At 69.8% G+C, this 20,645-nt stretch carries 24 protein-coding genes and 1 tRNA gene; 19 read left to right on the plus strand and 6 right to left on the minus strand.

The window, feature by feature from the left end; genetic code table 11:
* Positions 1 to 28: 28 nt before the first annotated feature.
* Positions 29 to 826, minus strand: a complete 798-nt coding sequence (locus tag AB0M51_RS00825; RefSeq protein ID WP_344190316.1) for a lysophospholipid acyltransferase family protein — start codon at positions 824 to 826, stop codon at positions 29 to 31.
* A 189-nt stretch (positions 827 to 1,015) separates the two neighbouring features.
* On the opposite strand from AB0M51_RS00825, the gene AB0M51_RS00830 reads away from it, so the two are divergent.
* The 7 genes from AB0M51_RS00830 (at position 1,016) to proB (ending at position 9,552) form a co-directional block, all read left to right on the plus strand.
* A complete protein-coding gene (locus AB0M51_RS00830) occupies positions 1,016 to 1,510 on the plus strand; it encodes an anthrone oxygenase family protein (RefSeq protein WP_344190314.1) in 495 nt (164 codons plus the stop codon).
* Between the two features lie 12 nt (positions 1,511 to 1,522).
* Positions 1,523 to 2,350 (plus strand): TIGR03936 family radical SAM-associated protein, encoded by an 828-nt coding sequence (locus AB0M51_RS00835; protein ID WP_344190313.1) that lies wholly within the window; start codon positions 1,523 to 1,525, stop codon positions 2,348 to 2,350.
* A gap of 147 nt (positions 2,351 to 2,497) precedes the next feature.
* Complete coding sequence (locus tag AB0M51_RS00840; protein WP_344190311.1) at positions 2,498 to 6,001, plus strand: Rne/Rng family ribonuclease; 3,504 nt, start codon at positions 2,498 to 2,500, stop codon at positions 5,999 to 6,001.
* A gap of 114 nt (positions 6,002 to 6,115) precedes the next feature.
* On the plus strand, positions 6,116 to 6,433 hold the full coding sequence (rplU, locus tag AB0M51_RS00845) for a 50S ribosomal protein L21 (RefSeq protein WP_344191216.1): 318 nt from the start codon (positions 6,116 to 6,118) through the stop codon (positions 6,431 to 6,433).
* Positions 6,434 to 6,444: 11 nt separating this feature from the next.
* Complete coding sequence (gene rpmA / locus AB0M51_RS00850; protein WP_130381076.1) at positions 6,445 to 6,705, plus strand: 50S ribosomal protein L27; 261 nt, start codon at positions 6,445 to 6,447, stop codon at positions 6,703 to 6,705.
* A gap of 146 nt (positions 6,706 to 6,851) precedes the next feature.
* Positions 6,852 to 8,435 (plus strand): GTPase ObgE, encoded by a 1,584-nt coding sequence (obgE, locus tag AB0M51_RS00855; RefSeq protein WP_344190309.1) that lies wholly within the window; start codon positions 6,852 to 6,854, stop codon positions 8,433 to 8,435.
* Positions 8,436 to 8,439: 4 nt separating this feature from the next.
* Positions 8,440 to 9,552 (plus strand): glutamate 5-kinase, encoded by a 1,113-nt coding sequence (gene proB / locus AB0M51_RS00860; RefSeq protein ID WP_344190307.1) that lies wholly within the window; start codon positions 8,440 to 8,442, stop codon positions 9,550 to 9,552.
* Here the strand turns inward: proB and AB0M51_RS00865 are convergent.
* Positions 9,549 to 9,989, minus strand: coding sequence for a hypothetical protein (locus AB0M51_RS00865; protein ID WP_344190305.1), 441 nt, complete (start codon positions 9,987 to 9,989; stop codon positions 9,549 to 9,551). The two genes, proB and AB0M51_RS00865, sit on opposite strands and share 4 nt — an antisense overlap.
* 142 nt (positions 9,990 to 10,131) lie before the next feature.
* Between AB0M51_RS00865 and AB0M51_RS00870 the strand changes: the two genes are divergently transcribed.
* Together AB0M51_RS00870 and AB0M51_RS00875 are read left to right on the plus strand one after the other, a co-directional pair.
* Positions 10,132 to 10,641, plus strand: a complete 510-nt coding sequence (locus AB0M51_RS00870) for a spore germination protein GerW family protein (protein ID WP_344190303.1) — start codon at positions 10,132 to 10,134, stop codon at positions 10,639 to 10,641.
* Between the two features lie 32 nt (positions 10,642 to 10,673).
* Positions 10,674 to 11,918, plus strand: coding sequence for a glutamate-5-semialdehyde dehydrogenase (locus AB0M51_RS00875; protein ID WP_344190301.1), 1,245 nt, complete (start codon positions 10,674 to 10,676; stop codon positions 11,916 to 11,918).
* Here AB0M51_RS00875 and AB0M51_RS00880 read toward each other — a convergent pair.
* Positions 11,890 to 12,540, minus strand: a complete 651-nt coding sequence (locus tag AB0M51_RS00880) for a 4'-phosphopantetheinyl transferase superfamily protein (protein WP_344190299.1) — start codon at positions 12,538 to 12,540, stop codon at positions 11,890 to 11,892. The genes AB0M51_RS00875 and AB0M51_RS00880 overlap by 29 nt on opposite strands.
* Positions 12,537 to 13,115 carry a PadR family transcriptional regulator gene (locus AB0M51_RS00885; protein WP_344190297.1) on the minus strand — a complete coding sequence of 193 codons (579 nt, stop codon included), beginning with the start codon at positions 13,113 to 13,115 and terminating at the stop codon, positions 12,537 to 12,539. The genes AB0M51_RS00880 and AB0M51_RS00885 overlap by 4 nt, the downstream gene beginning before the upstream one ends.
* Positions 13,116 to 13,180: 65 nt before the next feature.
* Between AB0M51_RS00885 and AB0M51_RS00890 the strand changes: the two genes are divergently transcribed.
* Positions 13,181 to 14,065 (plus strand): alpha/beta hydrolase, encoded by an 885-nt coding sequence (locus AB0M51_RS00890; RefSeq protein WP_363747562.1) that lies wholly within the window; start codon positions 13,181 to 13,183, stop codon positions 14,063 to 14,065.
* Here the strand turns inward: AB0M51_RS00890 and AB0M51_RS00895 are convergent.
* Positions 14,052 to 14,930 (minus strand): winged helix-turn-helix transcriptional regulator, encoded by an 879-nt coding sequence (locus AB0M51_RS00895; protein WP_363747564.1) that lies wholly within the window; start codon positions 14,928 to 14,930, stop codon positions 14,052 to 14,054. The genes AB0M51_RS00890 and AB0M51_RS00895 overlap by 14 nt on opposite strands.
* Positions 14,931 to 15,019: 89 nt before the next feature.
* Between AB0M51_RS00895 and AB0M51_RS00900 the strand changes: the two genes are divergently transcribed.
* Positions 15,020 to 16,219, plus strand: a complete 1,200-nt coding sequence (locus AB0M51_RS00900) for an MFS transporter (protein ID WP_363747566.1) — start codon at positions 15,020 to 15,022, stop codon at positions 16,217 to 16,219.
* On the opposite strand, the gene AB0M51_RS00905 is transcribed toward AB0M51_RS00900, so the two are convergent.
* Positions 16,152 to 16,601 carry an Lrp/AsnC family transcriptional regulator gene (locus AB0M51_RS00905; protein WP_209698918.1) on the minus strand — a complete coding sequence of 150 codons (450 nt, stop codon included), beginning with the start codon at positions 16,599 to 16,601 and terminating at the stop codon, positions 16,152 to 16,154. The genes AB0M51_RS00900 and AB0M51_RS00905 overlap by 68 nt on opposite strands.
* A gap of 143 nt (positions 16,602 to 16,744) precedes the next feature.
* On the opposite strand from AB0M51_RS00905, the gene AB0M51_RS00910 reads away from it, so the two are divergent.
* The 8 genes from AB0M51_RS00910 (at position 16,745) to AB0M51_RS00945 (ending at position 20,479) form a co-directional block, all read left to right on the plus strand.
* Positions 16,745 to 16,873, plus strand: coding sequence for a hypothetical protein (locus AB0M51_RS00910; RefSeq protein WP_344190288.1), 129 nt, complete (start codon positions 16,745 to 16,747; stop codon positions 16,871 to 16,873).
* A gap of 30 nt (positions 16,874 to 16,903) precedes the next feature.
* Positions 16,904 to 17,062, plus strand: a complete 159-nt coding sequence (locus AB0M51_RS00915) for a hypothetical protein (RefSeq protein ID WP_344190286.1) — start codon at positions 16,904 to 16,906, stop codon at positions 17,060 to 17,062.
* Between the two features lie 14 nt (positions 17,063 to 17,076).
* On the plus strand, positions 17,077 to 17,688 hold the full coding sequence (nadD, locus tag AB0M51_RS00920; RefSeq protein WP_344191214.1) for a nicotinate-nucleotide adenylyltransferase: 612 nt from the start codon (positions 17,077 to 17,079) through the stop codon (positions 17,686 to 17,688).
* A 7-nt stretch (positions 17,689 to 17,695) separates the two neighbouring features.
* Positions 17,696 to 18,103 carry a ribosome silencing factor gene (gene rsfS, locus AB0M51_RS00925; RefSeq protein WP_344190284.1) on the plus strand — a complete coding sequence of 136 codons (408 nt, stop codon included), beginning with the start codon at positions 17,696 to 17,698 and terminating at the stop codon, positions 18,101 to 18,103.
* Positions 18,100 to 18,744, plus strand: a complete 645-nt coding sequence (locus AB0M51_RS00930) for a histidine phosphatase family protein (protein WP_363747570.1) — start codon at positions 18,100 to 18,102, stop codon at positions 18,742 to 18,744. The genes rsfS and AB0M51_RS00930 overlap by 4 nt, the downstream gene beginning before the upstream one ends.
* 714 nt (positions 18,745 to 19,458) lie before the next feature.
* Positions 19,459 to 19,531 (plus strand) — tRNA-Ala (locus tag AB0M51_RS00935).
* Positions 19,532 to 19,688: 157 nt separating this feature from the next.
* Positions 19,689 to 19,955, plus strand: a complete 267-nt coding sequence (locus AB0M51_RS00940; protein ID WP_363747572.1) for a hypothetical protein — start codon at positions 19,689 to 19,691, stop codon at positions 19,953 to 19,955.
* Positions 19,952 to 20,479: a flavoprotein gene (locus AB0M51_RS00945; RefSeq protein WP_363747574.1), complete on the plus strand. Its 528-nt coding sequence runs from the start codon at positions 19,952 to 19,954 to the stop codon at positions 20,477 to 20,479. Before AB0M51_RS00940 ends, AB0M51_RS00945 begins: the two co-directional genes overlap by 4 nt.
* The last annotated feature ends 166 nt before the right edge of the window (positions 20,480 to 20,645 follow it).

Here is a 20,645-nt window from a genome sequence, read left to right on the forward strand (position 1 = left end):
GTAGACCTCGAAGATCTCAAGGACCGGATCAGGTGTCCGTCTTCCGGACCTTCTCCGGCGCTCCGGTGACCGCGCGGCCCTCCAGGGCCTTGGCCTTGGTGGCGTACATGTCGATGTACTCCTGCCCGGACAGCTCCATGATCTTGTACATGATCTCGTCGGTGACCGCGCGCAGGATCAGCCGGTCGCTCTCCATGCCCTCGTACCGGGAGAAGTCCAGCGGCTCCCCGAACTTCACCGTCGGCGAGGCGAACGACGCGACGATCTTCCCCGGCGGAGCGACCACGTCGGTACCGATCACGCCGCACGGGATCACCGGGACCTTCGCCTCCAGCGCGAGCCGGGCGACCCCGGTCCGGCCCTTGTACAGCCGTCCGTCGTGCGAGCGCGTGCCCTCCGGGTAGATCCCGAACAACTCACCGCGCTCCAGCACCTTCATCCCGGCCCGCATCGCGCCCTCGGACGCCGACCCGCCGGAGCGGTCGATCGGCACCTGCCCGGTGCCCTTGAAGAACCCGCGCTGGAACCGGCCCTTGATCCCGGCCCCGGTGAAGTAGTCGGACTTCGCCACGAACGTCACCCGCCGGCGCAGCACCAGCGGCATGAAGATCCAGTCGGAGTACGAGAGGTGGTTGCTGGCGATGATCGCGGCGCCGGTGTCCGGCACGTTCTCCGCGCCGACGATCCGCGGCCGGAAGATCCGCTTCACCGGCGGCCCGACGACCACGTTCTTCAGCACCCAGTAGATGCCCTTGCCGTCGCCGTCACCGGCATCCACGACCGCAGGGTCCGGCTCCCGCCGCGGCGACTGTGCCGGTTCCGTCATCGATGTCCTCTCCTCACGTTCCCCGAAATCACATGATGCCGCACGACGGCCCGGTTCGGGGCCAGCTCGCCACGCGGGAACGGCCCTGAGTTTCCCGGACATGGAAGCGAGCCTCGGCGACATGTTCCCAGCACTCCGGAACTTCTAACTTTTCCGGTGCGGGAAGTCCCGCCGTACTGGAGGAGTGAGATGAACGGACTGCGGGTGGCGTCGCTGATGGCGGCCACGATGACCACGGGCCTGGTGGCCGGCGTGTACGGGATCTACGCGAACGCGTTCATGCCCGGCCTCGCGAAGACCGACGACCGGACCTTCGTGGCCGCCTTCCAGGCCGTCGACCGGGCGATCCTGAACCCGCTGTTCCTCGGCCTCGGGTTCGTCGGAGCCCTGCTGCTCACGCTGCTCGCGGGCATGCTCAGCCTGAAGGAGAAGGCGCTGCCGTGGATCGCGGTCGCGTTCGTGCTGTACCTGATCTCGATGATCGTCACGATCGCCGTCAATGTCCCGCTGAACGACGCGCTGAAGGCGGCCGGCGACCCGGCCACGATCGACGTCGCCGCTGCCCGGGCCGCGTTCGACGAGGCGAAGTGGCAGGCCTTCAACCTGGCCCGCACGCTGCTCGCGTTGGCGTCGTTCGGCCTCCTCGGCTGGGCCCTGTTCCTCTGCGGCAAGGCCGACGCCTGACACAATGCGGGTGTGCCACCAGTTCAAGCTCCGCCGTCGCAGCAGCTGCCCGCCGTCCAGAAACTGCGGGTCCGGTTCGCCAAGCGGGGGCGGCTGCGATTCACCTCACACCGCGACTTCCAGCGGGCGTTCGAGCGGGCCGTCCGGCGGGCCGAGCTGCCGGTGGCGTTCTCGCACGGCTTCAGTCCGCACCCGAAGATCTCGTACGCCGGTGCCGCGCCGACCGGGGCCGCCTCGGAGGCGGAGTACCTGGAGATCTCGCTCACACAGGAGCGGGACGCCGAGCAGGTCCGGGCCGCGCTGGACGAGGCGCTGCCGCCCGGTCTCGACGTACTCGAGGTGGTTGTCGCCGGCCCGGGTGCGCTGGCCGAGCGGCTGGAGGCCAGCGAGTGGCGGATCGCGTTGCCAGGGGCGGATCCGGAGGCGGCCGCGGCGGCGGTCGGGGCGTTCCTCGCCCGGGACGAAATTCTGGTCGAGCGCATGACCAAACGGGGACTTCGCTCGTTCGACTGTCGGGCTGCCGTTCTCCGACTCACCGTCGCGAGTGAACCGGGGTCGGTTGAGACGTGTGCGATACTGCAAGTGGTGTTACGGCACGGAACCCCGGCCGTGAGACCCGACGACGTTCTCGCCGGTGTGCTCGAGGTAGCGACGCTGACGGTGACGGGCCCGGCTCTTTTGACCAGGCTCGCCCAGGGCCCGCTCACCACGGACACCGGCACGGTGGAAGACCCGCTCGCTCGTGACCGCGACGCCAACCAGGCGACCGCGACCGGCCAGGCAGGTCCCCGCCAGACGCACACCGCGGAGGGCGACGCCGCCGCTCCCTCTGTGCCCTGAGCGCGGGCGGAGCGGATCCAGCAGGCTTCCGCCATACCGCTGGCACTGGTGCCAGGTGTGGCGAACCGTGACCGCCTTACGGCCGGCGCCCGGGACCCGTGACAGGGGTCCGGGGATGCGCCGCAAGGCTTGAGGAGACCGCACTACATGCTCGACAACGAGCCGACCACCGAAGCAGCCACCGAGGCTGCCCCCGCCCGCAGGACTGCCAAGAAGACCGCAGCTGCGAAGAAGACCACCGCCAAGAAGGCCGCCACGCCGCGCCGGCGCACCGCGAAGCAGGCCGCCACGGATGCCACCGCGGTTCCGACCCAGTCGGACGACCGGACGGCCGACCCCGTGCCGGCCGAGGCGCCGGCGAAGAAGGCTGCGGCCAAGAAGACCGCTCAGAAGACCGCCCAGAAGGCCACGGTCAAGAAGGCGGCCGCGAAGGCGCCGGCCAAGAAGACAGCGAAGCGCGCCGCCAAGAAGCCGGCCGACCAGGACATGTTCCCGCAGGTCGCCGACGAGACCCCGACGTCGCTCGCCGACGCGGGGCCGGTCGTCGAGAGCGCTCCGCCGGCGAAGAAGACCACCCGCAAGCGCACCGCCAAGAAGACCGCGGACGCGGGCCTCACGACTGCCGACTCGCCCGTGACCGACGGCCCGGTCGCCGACGCGGGGGCTGCGGACACCCAGTCGGACACCCAGTCGGACGCTCGTACGGACGGCGAGGCGCCGGCCCGCAAGCGCACGTCCCGCCGCCGTACGGCGAAAACCGCCGAGGCGGCCGCCGACGTCACCGCTCCGGCCGAGACGACCGCATCCGCGGAGACGGGTCGGCCGAACACCGCCGCATCCGCGGCGAACGACGGCGCGCCCGCCGGTTCCGAGGCGGAGGCCCCGAGCACTGGCCGGCGGAGTCGGCGGCGGCCTGCTCCGGCCGCCGTGCTCTTCCAGGCACCCACCGACGTGCCGGACGCTCAGGCACCGGCCGATGAAGCCGAAGCCGCCCCGGCCGCGTCCCCGTCCGTCCCGGAGCCCGGCACCGACGAGCAGCCCACCCGTCGCCGCCGCACTCGCCGTACCCGCGACGCCGAGGCCGCCGACGACGGTCAGCACGCTGCCGCCACCGCTGAGGAGACCGAGAGCACCGCGGACACCGACGCCACGCCGGGCACCCGCAGCCGCCGTTCACGCTCCGGGAACCGGACCGCCAACCGGCAGGCGGCCCAGGCGGCCCAGGCCGACGCCTCCGCCGACGCGACCGCCGACGCCTCCGCCGACGCGGCAGCCCACACCGGAACCGACGCCCGCACCGACGCCCGCACCGACGCCCGCACCGGCGCCGCGTCCGACGCGAGCGCCACCGAGCCGGCCGTCGCTGACACGGAGGTTGCCGAAGGCGCCGACACGCACGACGAGGACGGCGAGGAAGGCGGCGAGGGAACCCGTCGCCGGCGCCGTCGTCGCGGCGGGCGCCGTCGCCGCAAGTCCGGTGACGCCGACGGTGCGGAGGACAGCGCCGACGAGCAGAGCGACGACGAGCACGACGACGACTCCGAAGCGCACGCGGACGACGCCGACCACGACGGTACGGCGGACTCCGACGACGAGGAGGCCGCGGGCGGATCGTCCCGCCGGCGTCGCCGTCGCCGCCGCCGTAAGGGCGAGGACAGCGGCGCGTCCGCGGACGACCCGGACGAGACCGTCGTGCGGGTCCGCGAACCGCGCAGCAAGAACACCGCGAACGAGATCACCGCGGTCGAGGGCTCGACCCGCCTGGAGGCGAAGAAGCAGCGCCGCCGCGAGGGCCGCGCCGCCGGTCGCCGCCGGGCGCCGATCGTGACCGAGGCCGAGTTCCTGGCCCGCCGCGAGTCGGTGGAGCGGACGATGGTGATCCGGTCCCGCGAGGACCTGACCCAGATCGCGGTCTCCGAGGACAACGTCCTGGTCGAGCACTACGTCACCACGGCGGAGCAGAGCTCGCTGATCGGCAACGTGTACCTCGGCCGCGTGCAGAACGTGCTGCCCAGCATGGAGGCCGCGTTCATCGACATCGGCAAGGGCCGCAACGCGGTGCTGTACGCCGGTGAGGTCGACTGGGCCACCCTCGGTGGCGCGAACGGCCCGCGCAAGATCGAGCAGGTCCTGAAGTCCGGCCAGTCCGTCCTCGTCCAGGTGACGAAGGACCCGATCGGCCACAAGGGCGCCCGCCTGACGAACCAGATCAGCCTGCCCGGCCGGTACGTCGTGTACGTACCGCGCGGTGGCAACGGCGGTATCAGCCGCAAGCTCCCCGACACCGAGCGGAGCCGGCTGAAGACGATCCTCAAGGACATCGTCCCCGACGAGGCGGGTGTGATCGTCCGGACCGCCGCCGAAGGCGCCTCGGAGGAGGAGCTGACCGCCGACGTCAGCCGCCTGCAGGCTGCCTGGGAGGACATCGACAAGAAGTCCAAGAACGGCCAGGCCCCGCACCTGCTGTACGGCGAGCCCGACCTGCTGATCCGCGTCGTACGGGACCTCTTCACCGAGGACTTCGCGACGCTGGTGATCTCCGGCGACCGGGCGTACGACCAGGTCCGGGAGTACGTCGAGGGCGTCGCGCCGCACCTGGCCGACCGGGTCGAGAAGTGGAGCGGTGACGGCGACGTCTTCGCGAGCTACCGGATCGACGAGCAGATCAAGAAGGCGCTGGACCGCAAGGTCTGGCTGCCGTCGGGCGGCTCGCTGATCATCGACCGGACCGAGGCGATGACGGTCGTCGACGTGAACACCGGTAAGTTCACCGGCTCCGGCGGCAACCTCGAGGAGACCGTCACCAAGAACAACCTGGAGGCGGCCGAGGAGATCGTCCGGCAGCTCCGGCTCCGCGACATCGGCGGCATCATCGTGATCGACTTCATCGACATGGTGCTGGAGTCGAACCGGGATCTCGTACTGCGCCGGCTCGTCGAGTGCCTGGGCCGCGACCGGACCAAGCACCAGGTCGCCGAGGTGACCTCGCTCGGGCTGGTCCAGATGACCCGGAAGCGGATCGGTACCGGTCTGCTCGAGGCGTTCAGCGAGAACTGCGACCACTGCGGTGGCCGCGGGCTGATCCTGCACGACGAGCCGAAGGAGTCCCGCCGCCGCGACGGCCGCAACAACGGCCAGAACGGTCAGCAGAACGGGTCCGACCAGGGCAAGGCGCCGCAGGCGGAGGAGGGCGGCCGGAAGAGCTCGCGCCGTCGCCGCGGCAAGAACCGCGACGACGAGCAGGCCGAGCCGGAGGCGACGCAGCACAACGGCGACGCCGCGCAGAAGCTGGCCCAGATCGCCGCCGCGACGGTGAAGAAGGACGAGGACGGCGGTACGCCGGAGCCCACCGGCTACCCGATCTCCGCCGCCGCCGAGGACCACGTCAGCCCCGAAGCCACCGGTTTCCCGACCACCGGCACCCCGGAACCCACCGGCACCACGGAGCCCACCGGCACCACGGAGCCCACGGGCGCCGGGGCCGCGGGCGCCGACGGGGCGCCGGCCGAGGGAGCTGCTGCCGAGGCGGACGCGGCGCAGAACGGGGCACCGAAGAGCACCCGGCGCCGGCGAAGCAGCCGAAGCCGGAGCAAGACCGCTACCGAGCCTGAAACCAGCGAGCCGTCCAACCTCGTAACGACCGGCAGCTAACCGATTTCGGGTTTACCTACCCGGGGTTGTAAACTAGCGGTTCGGTGCGCCGAGTGCGCACCGAACCCATGCCTGACTGTAAGTTTTCCGATCCAGCAGAGAGTGAGATCCACGGTGTACGCGATCGTGCGCAGTGGCGGCACCCAGCAGAAGGTCGCCGTCGGCGATGTCATCGAGATCGACAGCCTGACCGAGAAGGTGGGCGACACCGTCGCGCTGCCGGCGGTCCTCGTCGTCGATGGCGACACCGTGACGGCCGACGCTGCGGCGCTGGCCAACGTGGCTGTGTCGGCCGAGGTCCTCGGTCGCACCAAGGGCCCGAAGATCAACATCCTCAAGTACAAGAACAAGACCGGTTACCGCAAGCGCCAGGGGCACCGTCAGCACTACACCCAGGTCAAGGTCACCGCGATCGACGCGAAGAAGAAGTGAGCTGATCTGAGATGGCACACAAAAAGGGAGCGGCCTCGACCCGCAACGGTCGTGACTCCAACGCGCAGCGGCTCGGCGTGAAGCGGTACGGCGGTCAGCTGGTGAACGCCGGCGAGATCATCGTCCGGCAGCGCGGCACGCACTTCCACCCGGGCAACCTGGTCGGCCGTGGCGGCGACGACACGCTGTTCGCGCTGGCCGAGGGCCACGTGGAGTTCGGCACCCGGCGCGGTCGCCGCGTCGTCAACATCGTCCCGGCTCCGGCGGAGTAATACCGCCACCCGGTTCACGAAGCTCTGTCAAAGGGCGGGTCGCGGAATATCGCGCACCCGCCCTTTTGCTGTCTTAAGGAAAAGACTCTCTCGCTTCGCTCGAGGCGGGGGAGACGGCTGGAACCTTCAGGAAGTAGAGAACACCGATGGCCATCCCTAGTTTCGTCGACCGTGTCACGGTGCATGTCGCCGCAGGACGCGGCGGGAACGGCTGCGCCTCGGTGCACCGGGAGAAGTTCAAGCCGCTCGGCGGGCCCGACGGCGGGAACGGCGGTGACGGCGGCAGCGTGATCCTGCGCGTCGACCCGGACGTGACCACGCTCGTCGACTACCACCGTTCCAGCCACCGCACCGCGACGAACGGTGCCCAGGGCAAGGGCGACCATCAGGCCGGCAGCAACGGCGGTGACGTGGTCCTCGGCGTCCCGGACGGCACGGTGATCAGCACCGCGAACGGCGAAGTACTCGCGGACCTCGTCGGCCCGGGCGCCGAGTTCGTCGCCGCGCAGGGCGGCAAGGGCGGTCTCGGGAACGCGGCGCTGGCGAGCAGCACCCGCCGGGCGCCCGGGTTCGCGCTGCTCGGTGAGGACGGCGAGGAGCGCACGCTCGTCCTGGAGCTGAAGGTCGTCGCGGACATCGGCCTGGTCGGGTTCCCGAGCGCGGGCAAGTCGTCGCTGATCGCCGCGATCAGCCGCGCCCGGCCGAAGATCGCCGACTACCCGTTCACCACCCTGATCCCGAACCTCGGCGTCGTGGTCGCCGGCGACACCACGTTCACGGTCGCCGACGTGCCGGGCCTGATCGAGGGCGCGAGCGAGGGCCGCGGCCTCGGCCACGACTTCCTCCGGCACGTGGAGCGTTGCGCGGCGCTCGTGCACGTCATCGACTGTGCGACGTACGAGCCCGGCCGCGACCCGCTGAGCGACCTGGACACGATCGAGGCCGAGCTGCGGGCGCACGGCGGGCTCGAGGACCGGCCGAGACTCGTTGCCCTGAACAAGATCGACGTACCGGACGCCCGCGAGATCGCCGAGATGGTCGAGGCCGAGCTGGTGGAGCGCGGGTACCGGGTGTTCCCGATCTCGACCGCCTCGCACGAGGGCCTCGAAGCGCTGAAGTTCGCGATGGCGGAGATCGTCGTACGGCGGCGTGCGGAGGCGGAGAAGCCCGACAACACGCGGATCGTGATCCGGCCGCAGGTGCAGGGCGGGCCCGAGTTCAAGGTGAAGCAGCTGCCGGACGAGGGCGGCTGGCTGGTGCAGGGCCAGAAGCCCGAGCGCTGGGTGAAGCAGACGGACTTCGCGAACGCGGAGGCGACCGGCTACCTCGCCGACCGGCTGAACCGGCTCGGCGTCGAGGAGGAGCTGCTGAAGCTCGGTGCCCAGCCGGGCGACGCGGTCGTCATCGGCGACGGCCCGAACGCGATCGTCTTCGACTTCGCGCCGGAGGTCCAGGCCGGCGCCGAGATCCTGGCCCGGCGTGGCGAGGACCACCGGCTCGAGGAGGTCCGCCCGGCGGAGCAGCGGCGGCGGGCGAAGGACTCGGAGTACCACGCGTTCCGTGAGGGCGAGCGGTCCGAGGAGTGGGCGGAGTACGGTCACGGCTGGGCGGTCGACGAGGTCGACCTGTCCCCGGCCGAGGCGAAGCGAGCGGCAGAGCTCGCGGCGAAGCAGGCGCGCAAGGAGGCGCGCGAGCAGGCCGCGGCGGAGGAACTCGACCAGAACGGTTGATTTCATGAAGCATCGCGCGGAGGCGTCGCACGCCACGCGAATCGTCGTCAAGGTCGGCTCGTCGTCGCTGACCCAGCGCGGCAAGATCGACCTGGAACGACTCCGGTTGCTCGTCGACGCCGTCGCGGCGCGGCGGGTCGAGGGCACCGAGGTCGTCCTGGTGTCCTCCGGCGCGATCGCCGCCGGGTTGGGACCGATGGGGCTGCGGGCGCGCCCGCGGGACCTGGCGACGCAGCAGGCGGCCGCGTCGGTCGGGCAGGGTCTGCTGATGGCTCGCTACAGCGATGCCTTCGCCGCGCACGGTCTGCGTGTCGGGCAGGTGCTGCTGACGGTCGACGACGTCACCCGCCGATCGCACTACCGCAACGCGTTCCGGACGTTCGCGCGGCTGCTCGAGCTCGGCGTCGTACCGATCGTGAACGAGAACGACACGGTCGCGACCACCGAGATCCGCTTCGGTGACAACGACCGGCTGGCCGCGCTGACCAGTCATCTCGTGCACGCGGACCTGTTGCTGCTGCTGTCCGACGTCGACGGCCTGTACGACGGGGACCCGCGCAAACCCGGTACGTCGATGGTGACCGAGATCCGCGGCGCCGCCGATCTCGAACCGCTCGCGATCGGGAAGACCGGGGCGTCCGGGGTCGGCACCGGCGGCATGCAGACGAAGGTCGAGGCGGCCGGAATCGCCACCGAGGCAGGGATTCCGGTGATCCTGACGTCGGCGGCCCGGGTCGGCGAGGCCCTCCGCGGCGAGCCCGTCGGCACGCTGTTCCACCCCACCGGACGGCGGCGGAAGACGCGGTTGCTGTGGCTCGCGCACGCCACGTCCGGGCAGGGCATCCTGCGCTTGGACGACGGCGCCGTACGGGCGCTCACGCAGCGCCGGGCCTCACTGCTCCCTGCCGGAATCTCCGCTGTGGAAGGCACGTTCTCCGCCGGCGACCCGGTCGACCTGGTCTCGCCGACGGGTGTCACCATCGCCCGCGGCCTGGTCAACTACGACTCCACCGAGCTACCCGGCCTGCTCGGTCGCTCCACCCGCGACCTCGCCCGCGAACTGGGCCCGGCGTACGAACGCGAAGTCGTCCACCGCGACGACCTGGTGCTGCTCTAACGCCGGACGCGGCTTCCGTCCGCCATCAGGACGACGACCTGCACGATCATGGCCGCGATCGACCCGAAGAACCCGATCGCCAGCGCGACCCGCAGGATGACCTCCCAGGCCGCTGACGCGTTCCCGAAGTCGAACGGGAAGACCTGCCAGACCCGGATGATCGCCACGAAGCCGATGCCGGTGATGACCAGGTCACCGAGCGACTTCAGCCACGGCGGATCGGCCCCGAGGTAGACGGCGTTCGCGGCGAGCCCCGCGATCAGCGCCGCGGTGACCCAGCCGAGTACCTGCGTGGTCGCGGACGTCAGGAACGGAGCTCGCTGCCAGCCGGGCCAGTAGTGGATGGCGTACAGCACCGCGACGTTGATCAGGATCGCGAACGCATAGCCGGTCCGCCGTGTGGCCGATGAGGGACGGCGTCGTGTCTGCTTGAGCATGTTCGCACCTCCTCACAGCCAGCCTCGCCCGACGGGTACGTGGCTGTCGTGACCCAAAGGTCCTGTCCTGCCGGGACTCTGGGCCCTGCTGTTCGTACGCCGTACTCGTCAGGCTGGTCCGGGACGAAGCGAGGTGGAACGGATGGCAAAGCGTGACACGAGCCAGGGGGACGTCCTGGACGTTCTCCGTGGAGTGGTCGACGGGGTCAAGGCCGGAAGCGTCTTCGGTACTCCGGTCAGTCACAACGGGTTCACCGTGCTGCCGGTCGCGCGCATCAGCGGCGGTGGGGGCGGCGGCCGTGGTGATGGCAGCAACGGGCGCGGGGCCGACGGGTCCGGCGGAGGCCTCGGTCTGTCCGCCAGACCGGTCGGCGTCTACGTCATGGGCGAGGACCGGGTCACCTGGTCACCGGCAGTCGACGTCACCAAGGTCATCCTGGGCGGCCAACTGGTAGGCATCGTCGCGCTCCTGACCCTCCGCACTCTGTTCAAACTGATCCGCGACCGCCGCCGTGTCCCGCAAAGGACGCAGGTCGGGGAGGATTCCGTCCCGGATCGGGTAGAAGATTCTCCCCAGGCCGACGGTGCCGAGGCGCCGAGGACCAGCCGGAAGTTTCGTGGGGTACGTCGGAGCCGTCGTTCTGCGGGGTGAACGGCGCGGCGGGCGCGCACTACGATGAGGGCGTGAGCGAGATCATCGAGTTGGCGCGGCGGGCACGGGTGGCGTCGTACGCGTTGGCGGAGGCTTCCCGGGCGACGAAGGACGCGGCGCTGCGTGCGATGGCGGGAGCGCTGCGGGCGAACACGGACACGATCGTCGCGGCGAACGCGAAGGACGTCGCGGCGGCTCGCGAGGCCGGTACGCCGGAATCGACCGTGGACCGGCTCGCCCTGAATCCGTCGCGGGTCGACGGGATGGCCGCCGGGCTGGAGCAGCTCGCCGGTCTGGCGGATCCGGTCGGCGAGGTCGTCCGCGGGTACACGCTGCCGAACGGGCTCGAGCTGCGTCAGGTCCGGGTGCCGTTCGGTGTGGTCGGGATCATCTACGAGGCCCGGCCGAACGTGACCGCCGACGCCGCCGGCATCTGCCTGAAGTCCGGCAACGCCGTACTGCTCCGCGGCTCGTCGTCGGCAGCCGCCTCCAACGACGCGATCATCGCGGTACTGCGGGAGGCCGCCGAGTCGGCCGGTCTGCCCGCCGATGTCGTCCAGGGCGTGCCGACCGACCGGGCCGCGGTGAAGGAGCTGATGCAGGCGCGCGGGCTGGTCGACGTGCTGATCCCGCGCGGCGGCGCCGGCCTGATCCAGACCGTGGTGAGCGAGTCCTCGGTGCCGGTGATCGAGACCGGCGTCGGCAACTGCCACGTGTACATCGACGCGGACGCGGACCTGGACCTCGGACTGGAGATCCTGCTGAACTCGAAGACCCAGCGCCCGAGCGTCTGCAACGCCGCCGAGTCGCTGCTGGTCCACGCGTCGGTGGCCGACGAGTTCCTCGGCCGCGCGCTGCCCGCGCTGGCCGCGGCCGGTGTCACGGTGCACGGCGACCCGGCGGTAGTTGCTGCTGGCAAGGATGTCGTCGCGGCGACCGAGGAGGACTTCGGCACGGAGTACAACTCGCTCGACCTGTCGGCCGCGGTCGTCGGCTCGCTCGAGGACGCGGTCCAGCACATCCGCCGGTACAGCTCGGGTCACACCGACGCCATCATCACCCGTTCGCAGGCCGCGGCGCGGCGGTTCACGCAGGCGGTCGACTCGGCGGCGGTCGTGGTGAACGCGAGCACCCGGTTCACCGACGGCGGCGAGTTCGGGTTCGGCGCGGAGATCGGGATCTCCACGCAGAAGCTGCACGCCCGCGGACCGATGGGGCTGCCGGAGATGACGTCGACGAAGTACGTCGTCACGGGTGAGGGTCAGATCCGGAGCTGAGCAACCCGCTCGCGTCCCGGACGTGGACGACGGGCGGCTCGGCGGACACCACCGCGAGCGCCGCCCGATGGTCCTCGCCCACGTCGAGCTGGACCACCTGGATCCCGTCCGGTGCCCGTTGACGCACTCCGCGTAGCCCTTCGCCGGTCGCCTTCAGCGCGGCCTCCATCCGCGTCCACTGCTCCGTGAACGCCCGCACCTTGTCGATCCCGGTACGTCGAGACAGCGCACGTACGTCGTCCGCCGCGAACGCGACCCGGGCCACCGCATCGACGTCGAGCTCCGGATCGACCTTCTCGACGTCGAGCCCCACGGGCCGGTCCGCGAAGGCGACACCGACCAGCTCGCCGGAATGCGTCACGGACAGCTCGACCCCGTCCGCCCGCACCTTGCCATGCGGCTTCCCGCACTCCGGGCAGGTCCGGTCGAGCCTGATGCTTGCCGCTGGCAACGAGAACCGAGCGGCGAGCACCCGCCGTACGATCGTCACGCCGAGCAGGAATCGCCGATTGTCGACAATCCTCTTGTAGGCAGCGAAGCGTTCCAGCTCGACCTGGTCCAGGTCCGCGAGAAACTCGTCCCGGGCGGCGCCGACCTCCGCCCACCACACCTCCACCGTCATACCGGGCCCGGGGCCCAGGTGAGCTCGCCCGACCTGAGCTCCTCCAGCACGCCGCCGATCCACTCGGCCTCGGCGACCGTGACCGCGACCTGGTATTCCGTTTCCAGCAGCGCGAACCGGGGGATCGGCTGACCGTCGACCGTCAGCTCCAGTTCCCGCCGCAGCTCCGCGATCCGCTGCGTCAGCAACTCCCGCCGCCGCCCGAGCAGTTCACCGGCGACGTCCGGAGGCAGCAGCATCACGAACGACAACCCCGCCGGGAACTCGGGGAACTCGTTCCGCGGCGTCGTGAGGATCTCCGCCAGCCACTCCCGGCACACCTCCCGCCCCGCGTCCGTCAGGTGGTAGACCGTCCGCTCCGGGTACCGCTCGTCGCGCTCGGTCGCGCCGGCCGCGATCAGGCCGGCCTCTTCCAGCCGCACGATCATCCGGTACAGGCTGGTCCGCTGGCCGACGTTCACCACCTGGTCCTTGCCCCATTGCTTGATCAGCCGCTGGATCCCGTACGGATGCAGCGGCCCGTTCTCCAGCAATCCGAGGATCGCCATCGCCAGCGTCGAACGTCGAAAGGTCACTCCCTCACTCTAAGGGTCAAAGAAACTAGTTGCAATGCAACTAGCTGCCGTGTAACTATCAATCCATGAGCGCAGAACTGATGCAGGGCGCCGTGACCTCACGCGACGGCACCGAGATCGGCTACTACAAGACCGGCCAGGGGCCGGCCGTCGTCGTCATGCACGGCAGCATGGAATCGGCCACCAGTCACACCTTGTTCGCCCAGGAGTTGGCCGACGAGTTCACCGTCTACCTCCCGGATCGCCGCGGCCGCGGGCTCTCCGGCCCGCAGAAGCCGGACCACGGCGTACGCACGGAGGTCGAGGATCTGGATGCCGTACTGACCGCGGCCGGGGCCGAGCGCGCGTTCGGCGTCAGCGCCGGGGGAGCCGTCGTGCTCGAGGCTGCGCGCACGCTGTCGTCCCTGAAGCAGATCGCGCTCTACGAGCCGGCGATCGCCGCAGACGGCGCGCCGCACCGCGAGTGGCTGGCGCGCTTCGATCAGGAGATCGCCCGCGGCGACATCGCCGGCGCGATGGTGACGAGCATGTTCGGCTTCGAGATGGCGCCCGCGTTCCTCAAGGTGATGCCTCGCGGCCTGCTCCGCCGGGCGACCGAGAAGATGATGGCCAAAGAGGAGCGCCAGGCCGCCCGCGGCTCGATCACGATGCGTCAGTTGGCGCCGACGATCCACGCCGAGGGCACGATCGTCGCCGAACTCGCCGGCACCTTCGACGCGTTCGGCACGGTCGACGCCGACGTACTGCTGCTGGGCGGAACGAAAGGCCTCCGCGGTCTCGGTCCGGGGCGCGACACCCTGGAGAAGGTGCTGCCGAACGTCCGCCGGATCGAGTACGACGGCTACGACCACGGCGCCGCCTCGGATCCCGGCGGCGTCAACCCGACCGGCAAGCCGGAGGTGGTACGGCGGATCGCCGCCGACGTGAAGGCCTTCTTCAAGCAGTCCTGAACGACGCGGTCCTGAACGCCCAGTCGACCGCCTCCGCGATGTCCGTGACCGGGTACCGCACCGCCTGGACGACGCGGTCCGCGCCGACGATCAGCACGACCCGCTTCAATCGTTCGTAGCCGCCGGCCCGGAAGGTCGGCAATCGCAGCGCCGCGGCCAGTTCCAGCTCGAGATCCGACAGCAGCAGGTGCGGGATGTCCTCCACCTCCGCGAACGCCTGCTGCTCGTCCGGGCGCTGCGTACTCACGCCGCGCACGGCGATCCCCTGATCCATGAAGTCGCCGTACCTGCCGGCGAACAGCCGGTTCTCGAGAGTGCAGCCGGTCGTCCCCGCGATGTCCTCCCAGTCGTCCGGCAGCGGCGTCGGCCGGCCGGTCGCCGGGTAGCCGAACAGTACGGTCGTGCGACTGTCGACATCCAGAATGTCGACAGTCCTACCAGCGGTCGACGGCAACATGATCTGCGGAACGTGCTGACCGACCAGTTCGTGCAGGCGTTGGGCCGGCGGCGCGTCGGCGTCGTTCGTACCGGTGAGCGAGCCGTCGCCGAGCAGCCAGCGGTCGCCCCAGTCCTGCAGTGCGACGAGCACCGGGAGGAGAGCTCGTCCGCGCGGCGTCAGCTGGTACGCGTACCGGGTCGGCCGGTCCTGGTACGCCGTCTTGTTGACAATCTGACTGTCGACAAGGCCGTTCAGCCGCTCGGTCAGCACCTTCCGGGAGATGTGCAGCGAGCCGGCCAGTTCGTCGAACCGGGACAACCCGCGGGCCAGGTCGCGGACGATCAGCAGCTCCCAGCCGTCGCCGATGACGCCCAGGGACTGCGCGATCGCACAGTCCGGCTCGGGTGAGAAGGTGCTCCGCCGCACGGTCCGTACCCCTTCGATTCCAGTTGCTGCCGGTCGTCGGCGTCGAGTAAGTTCCCAACAGGAACTCACTCTAGCTCAAGGGGGCGGACGTGTACTGGCGCCGGATCGCGGAGCTGCCCACCTGGATGAAGGCGGTGATGGCCGGCCAGCTGGTCAACGGCGCCGGCGCGCTCGCCTGGGTCTACCTGACCCTGTACCTGGTCGAGGACCGCGGCATGTCGGCGCAGCAGGCCGGCTTCGCGGCAGCGGCGTACGGCGTCGGGCTGGTCGGCGGGAACCTCGGCGGCGGCTGGTTCGGCGACCGCTTCGGTCTCCGTACGACGGCGCTCGCGAGCCAGTTGCTGTGGGCGGTCAGCTGTGTCGCGATGCCGTTCACGCCCGGCCCGTCGATCGCGGTGGTCGCCGCGCTGGCCGGCCTGTTCGGCGGTGCGGGCCGTCCGAACCTCAGCGCCCTGGTCGCGATCTCGCTGCCCGCGGAACGCCGCCGCGAAGGGATCGCCCTGTCCCGGACCGCGACCAACGCGGGCTTCACGATCGGCCCGCCGCTCGGCGGTCTCCTCGCGACGTACGACTTCTCGCTGGTCTTCTTCGTCGACGCCGCCACCAGCCTCGTGATGGCCGCGATCATCTGGCGCTGGGTCCCGTCGGCCCGGCGTGCCCGGACCGCCGCGCCGACCGGGCTCTGGAAGGCAGTCCTCCGTGACCGCGCGGTCATCGTGGTGCTGGCGACGATCGTGGTCGTCGACACCGTCTACCGCCAGATCTTCGCCACGCTGCCGCTGCTGCTGCGCGACGGGGGCACGCCGGCCGTCGCGTACGGCGTACTGCTCGGCGCGAGCTCGGTCGTGATCGTGCTGTTCGAGGCTCCGATCGCCGTCCGGCTTCGTGGTCATCGCGCGACCCGGGTGATCGCGGCAGGCTTCGCGTGCATCGGCATCGGTCAGGCGATCATCGGCGTCTGGCCTGCGCTCGCCGGGGCGGCGCTGGCGATCGTGGTGCTGACCGCGGGGGAGATGCTCTACAAGCCGACCGCCACCGCCCATGTCGCGGACGCCGCGCCGGAAGGGATGGTCGGGCGGTACTCCAGCCTGTACGCGGCGGCGTCGATCAGCGGGATGTTCCTCGCCCCTGCGCTCGGCGGTACGGCGTACCAGCACGCGCCGCGGCTGCTCTACCCGGTCGCGGCAGCCCTCGCGCTGGCTGCTGCCGGCGTACTGCTGCTCACTCGGGCAACGGCGCCGGACGTCCTTCCCAGCGCGTCGACAGTACGACCGTCGTCCGTGTCCTGACCACGCCGTTCACGCGACGCAGCGAGCCGACGACCGCCTCCAACTGGGTGACGTCGGCGACCCGTACCTTGACGACCAGCTCCTGGTCGCCCGCGACGAACCAGCAGTCCTCCACGGCGGGGATCTCGCGGACCTGCTCGACGATGTCGTCGGTCTCCACGTCGTCGCGCTGGAACAGGCCGATCAGGGCGCTCGTCCCGAGACCGACCTGGTCGGGGGCGACGACGGCGCGATAACCGAGGAGTACGCCGCGCTCCTCGAGTCGCCGTACCCGCTCCTGGACGCTCGGGCCGGATAGACCCACTTCCCGGCCGAGCTCGGCCCAGCTCGAGCGGCCGTTCAGCCGCAGCGCCTCGATCAGCTGCCGGTCGATCGCGTCCATGACGACTCCTGTTCACCGCAGATTCTAAGGCAGGGAATGCTCTGTGCCTTTAATTCGTTTGTGAGAGCGTAGTACTTACCGTACAATTTGAGGTACCGGGGACACTCCGCCCGGCTCCGCCGTATCAACCCAGTGAAGGAACCATGATCACCCCTGATGTTGCCCGTGCCCGTATCGACGAGCGGCACCGCGTCGCGGCGCAGGCGCGCCGTGCGCACGCCGTACCGTCCACCTGGCGCCGGCTGCTGACTCGTACCGCCCGGAAGAGCTGACCCAGACCGGCACGCGATAGGCTCTGCACCATGCAAACGCTCCTGGTGCCGCTGATCGCGGTCGCGCAAGAGGCCGCTGTCGACGCCTCGCACATCTCGAAGTGGTGGTTCGGCGGGTTCGCGATGGTCGTGTTCCTGCTGCTGATCGCCGTCACCGTCATCATGGGCAAGGGCCGGCCGCACAGCTGACCGGCGCGATGGGCATGGCTGCGGTGGAGCGGGTACGACGTATCGGCGTGATGGGTGGCACGTTCGACCCGATCCATCACGGGCACCTGGTCGCGGCCAGCGAGGTGCAGTCGTACTTCGATCTCGACGAAGTGATCTTCGTTCCGACCGGCCAGCCGTGGCAGAAGTCGGACCGGAAGGTCTCGCCGGCCGAGGACCGGTACCTGATGACGGTCATCGCGACCGCGTCGAACCCCCGGTTCTCGGTCAGCCGGGTCGACATCGACCGGCCGGGGCCGACGTACACGATCGACACCCTGCGGGACCTGTCCAGGCTGTACCCGGACGCTGAGCTGTTCTTCATCACCGGCGCCGACGCGCTCGCCCAGATCCTCACCTGGCGGGACGTCGACGAGATGTTCAAGCTCGCCCAGTTCGTCGGCTGTACCCGGCCGGGGACCGAGGGGCTCGAGCTGCCGCTGGACAAGCTGCCGATGGACCGGATCACCCTGCTCGAGGTGCCGGCGCTGGCGATCTCGTCCACCGAGTGCCGCGCCCGGGTCGCCAAGGGCAACCCGACCTGGTACCTGGTGCCCGACGGCATCGTCCAGTACATCGCCAAGCGCGAGCTCTACACCAACCGTTAGGACCTCTATGCCTGCCAGTGAACGCGCCATCGAGCTGCTGACCGCGGCCGCCGAAGCGGCCCACGACAAGAAGGCCGAGAACGTGCTCGCCTTCGACGTGTCCGAGCAGCTCGCGATCACCGACGCGTTCCTGGTCGCGTCCGCCTCCAACGACCGCCAGGTCCGCGCGATCGTGGACGCGATCGAGGAGAAGCTCCGGGTCGACTTCGACGCCAAGCCGGTACGCCGTGAGGGCGCGCGCGAGGGCCGCTGGGTGCTGCTCGACTACCTCGAGATCGTCATCCACGTCCAGCACGACGAGGAGCGCGCCTTCTACTCGCTGGAGCGCCTGTGGCGGGACTGCCCGACGATCACGCTGCCGTCCGCCGTACCGGACGGTGCTGTCAGCGGCACTTCCGACTCGGCCGCTGAATGACCGCCGGACGACTGATCGTCTGGCGCCACGGCCGGACCGAGTGGAACCTGCAGAACAAGATCCAGGGCCAGGCCGACATCCCTCTCGACGAGGTCGGCATCGCCCAGGCCCGCGCGGCCGCCGCCCGCCTCGCGGCGCTCGCCCCCACCCGCCTGTTCGCCAGCGACCTGCAACGGGCTGCCGCCACTGCCGGTGAACTCGCCGTACTCACCGACCTCAAGATCGAGTACGACGAGGCCCTGCGCGAGATCGACGTCGACGACTGGGCCGGCCTCACCACCGCCGAACTCGCCGCCATCAACCCGGAGGCCGCCGCCCGCGTCGCAAGCGGCGAGACCCAACGCCGCGGCACCAACGGCGAAACCATCGAAGAAGTCGCCGCTCGCTTCGCCGCCGCCCTCACCCGGATCTCCACCGAAGGCACCCCCGAAGACACCATCGTGATCGCCACCCACGGCCTCGCCGCCCGCGTCGGCATCTGCGTCTTCCTCGGCATCCCCCAGTCCAGCTGGCCCGCCTTCGGCGGCCTCTCCAACTGCAACTGGGTCTCCCTCCTCCCCGGCCGCCACGGCTGGCGCATAGAAGAGTGGAACGCCGGCTCCCTCCCCGAACCAGTCATGAGCGACGACCCCCAGAAATAACCTAGAGAACCCGCCCAAAGGACACCGCTTCGCGGCGGCTGCCTATTAGCCGCCTCCGGGGGCGCGTGTCCAGGCGGAGCATGCAGTTCCACGCGGGCTGGTCAAAGGTCACCGCTTCGCGGTGGCTGCCTATTAGCCGCCTCCGGCGGCGCACGAGCGCTTCCCGTGGTGCGGGAACCCTGGCAAAGGAGTTGCTCCTGCGCGGGGCGGCAAACGGTCACCGCTGCGCGGCGGCTGCTTGTCGGCCGCCTTCGGCGGCGCGCGAGCTGATCCGTGGTCTGCAGGTTCCGTCGAAGCAACCGCGGGCCCGAAGTGCGGCAAAACGCACGAGTGCATCCGTTGCGGGGGACGGCCTGGGAGTGCAGCTCGACAGGACGTATACGCCGGCTGCATGGGCTGTCCGGCTCGTCCACAGCGCGCGACGCCTCGCACACGCGTACACATCCTGTCGTGCTGTAGATGCGAGCCGCCGACAGTAGCCAGCTCAGCCGTCAACACCGCCCCACACGACCTGCGGAGCAGGCGCCTAAGGGCCTCGCACTACCGTCCGATTAAGGGCGCGGCCGACACGCGTCCCGGAAACGACGTACGGTAACTGGCGGGCCTCCAACACACCTGAACCAAGGTGTCCTGGACCACACCAGCCCCACGAGCGAACCGATTTTTCTTTGCGGCCACTCATCCGCTAAGCTTTCGGAGTCGCAAGGACACTGCGGGGCTTTGGCGCAGTTGGTAGCGCGCTTCCATGGCATGGAAGAGGTCAGGGGTTCGAATCCCCTAAGCTCCACCGCAGGTCAGAGGCCGGTTTCCCACTCGGGAGACCGGCCTCTTGCATGACCCGGGAGGCAAAACGGGAGGCTAAGTCTCCGTGAGCTGTAGATCCGGGAAGATCTCGTCCATCTTCTTCGCTCCAGTTCGCAGCACCGGCCCGCGGCGTTCTGCGGGTGGCGACCGAAGTCGATACCGAAGCCATGCCTGCCGGTCTCCAAGGCCGACGCTCCCGCCTGCATCTCGATCTCGCTTGGGCGCAAACCCAAGCCAAGAACGACATGGAGGCGATCTTCCATCTACAGCAGGCCGAACGCGTCGCCCCGGAGTCGATCCGCTATCACACCATCGCCCGCGAACTGGTTCGTGAGCTCCTCAAGCGCTCCCGCAAACCCACCCCAGCCCTGACCGCCATCGCAACCCGCGCAGGAGTCCTCGCGTGACCCACCGAACCCTGTACATCGTCACCTGCGGTGCCCCGCTCGCTGCTCGCGTTGGCGACGGCGTACGAGCGGCGCACAGTCGAGGTTGGAACCCGTACGTGATCCCGACCGATGCTGCGCTGCCCTGGCTCGAGGACCAGGACCTCAGTGGCGCACAGGTCATCACGGGCAACAGGAAGCCCGGAGAGTCGAAGCGAACGCCGATGGCCAATGCGGTGGCCGTGGTGCCGCTGACCCTCAACTCCCTCAACGCGTGGGCTAATGGCAATGCCACTACCTACCCGCTGACGACGCTCAGTGCAGCTCTCGGGTCTCGAACCCCAACCGTGGCGGTACCGTTAGCAAAGCACGATCTGGCTGGTCATCCCGCGTGGGTAGCCTCGCTGGCTGTGCTTCGGTATGCCGGCATCAGAGTCGTTGATCCACACAACGGCTCGACGAGATCTGTGAGTCCGATCAGGTCCGGTACTGGGGACCAGGTTGCCATCGACTTTCGATGGGACTGGGTCCTCGACCTCCTCTAGCCCTCGGAGGGTTCGCGCTGACCTCCACGCGGTGACACTGCGTGGCGCGTCTAATGCATACATGTCCCGTTGTCGCTAGAGTCTCCTCTGGGGGAACGCTCGATCGAGCGTTCTAGCGAATGTGGGGTACGACTTGAGAGTCACGTTACCGGGCAGAGCTTATCTA

Source organism: Kribbella sp. NPDC051137, from assembly GCF_040682535.1.
In the GTDB taxonomy this organism is placed as follows: domain Bacteria; phylum Actinomycetota; class Actinomycetes; order Propionibacteriales; family Kribbellaceae; genus Kribbella; species Kribbella karoonensis.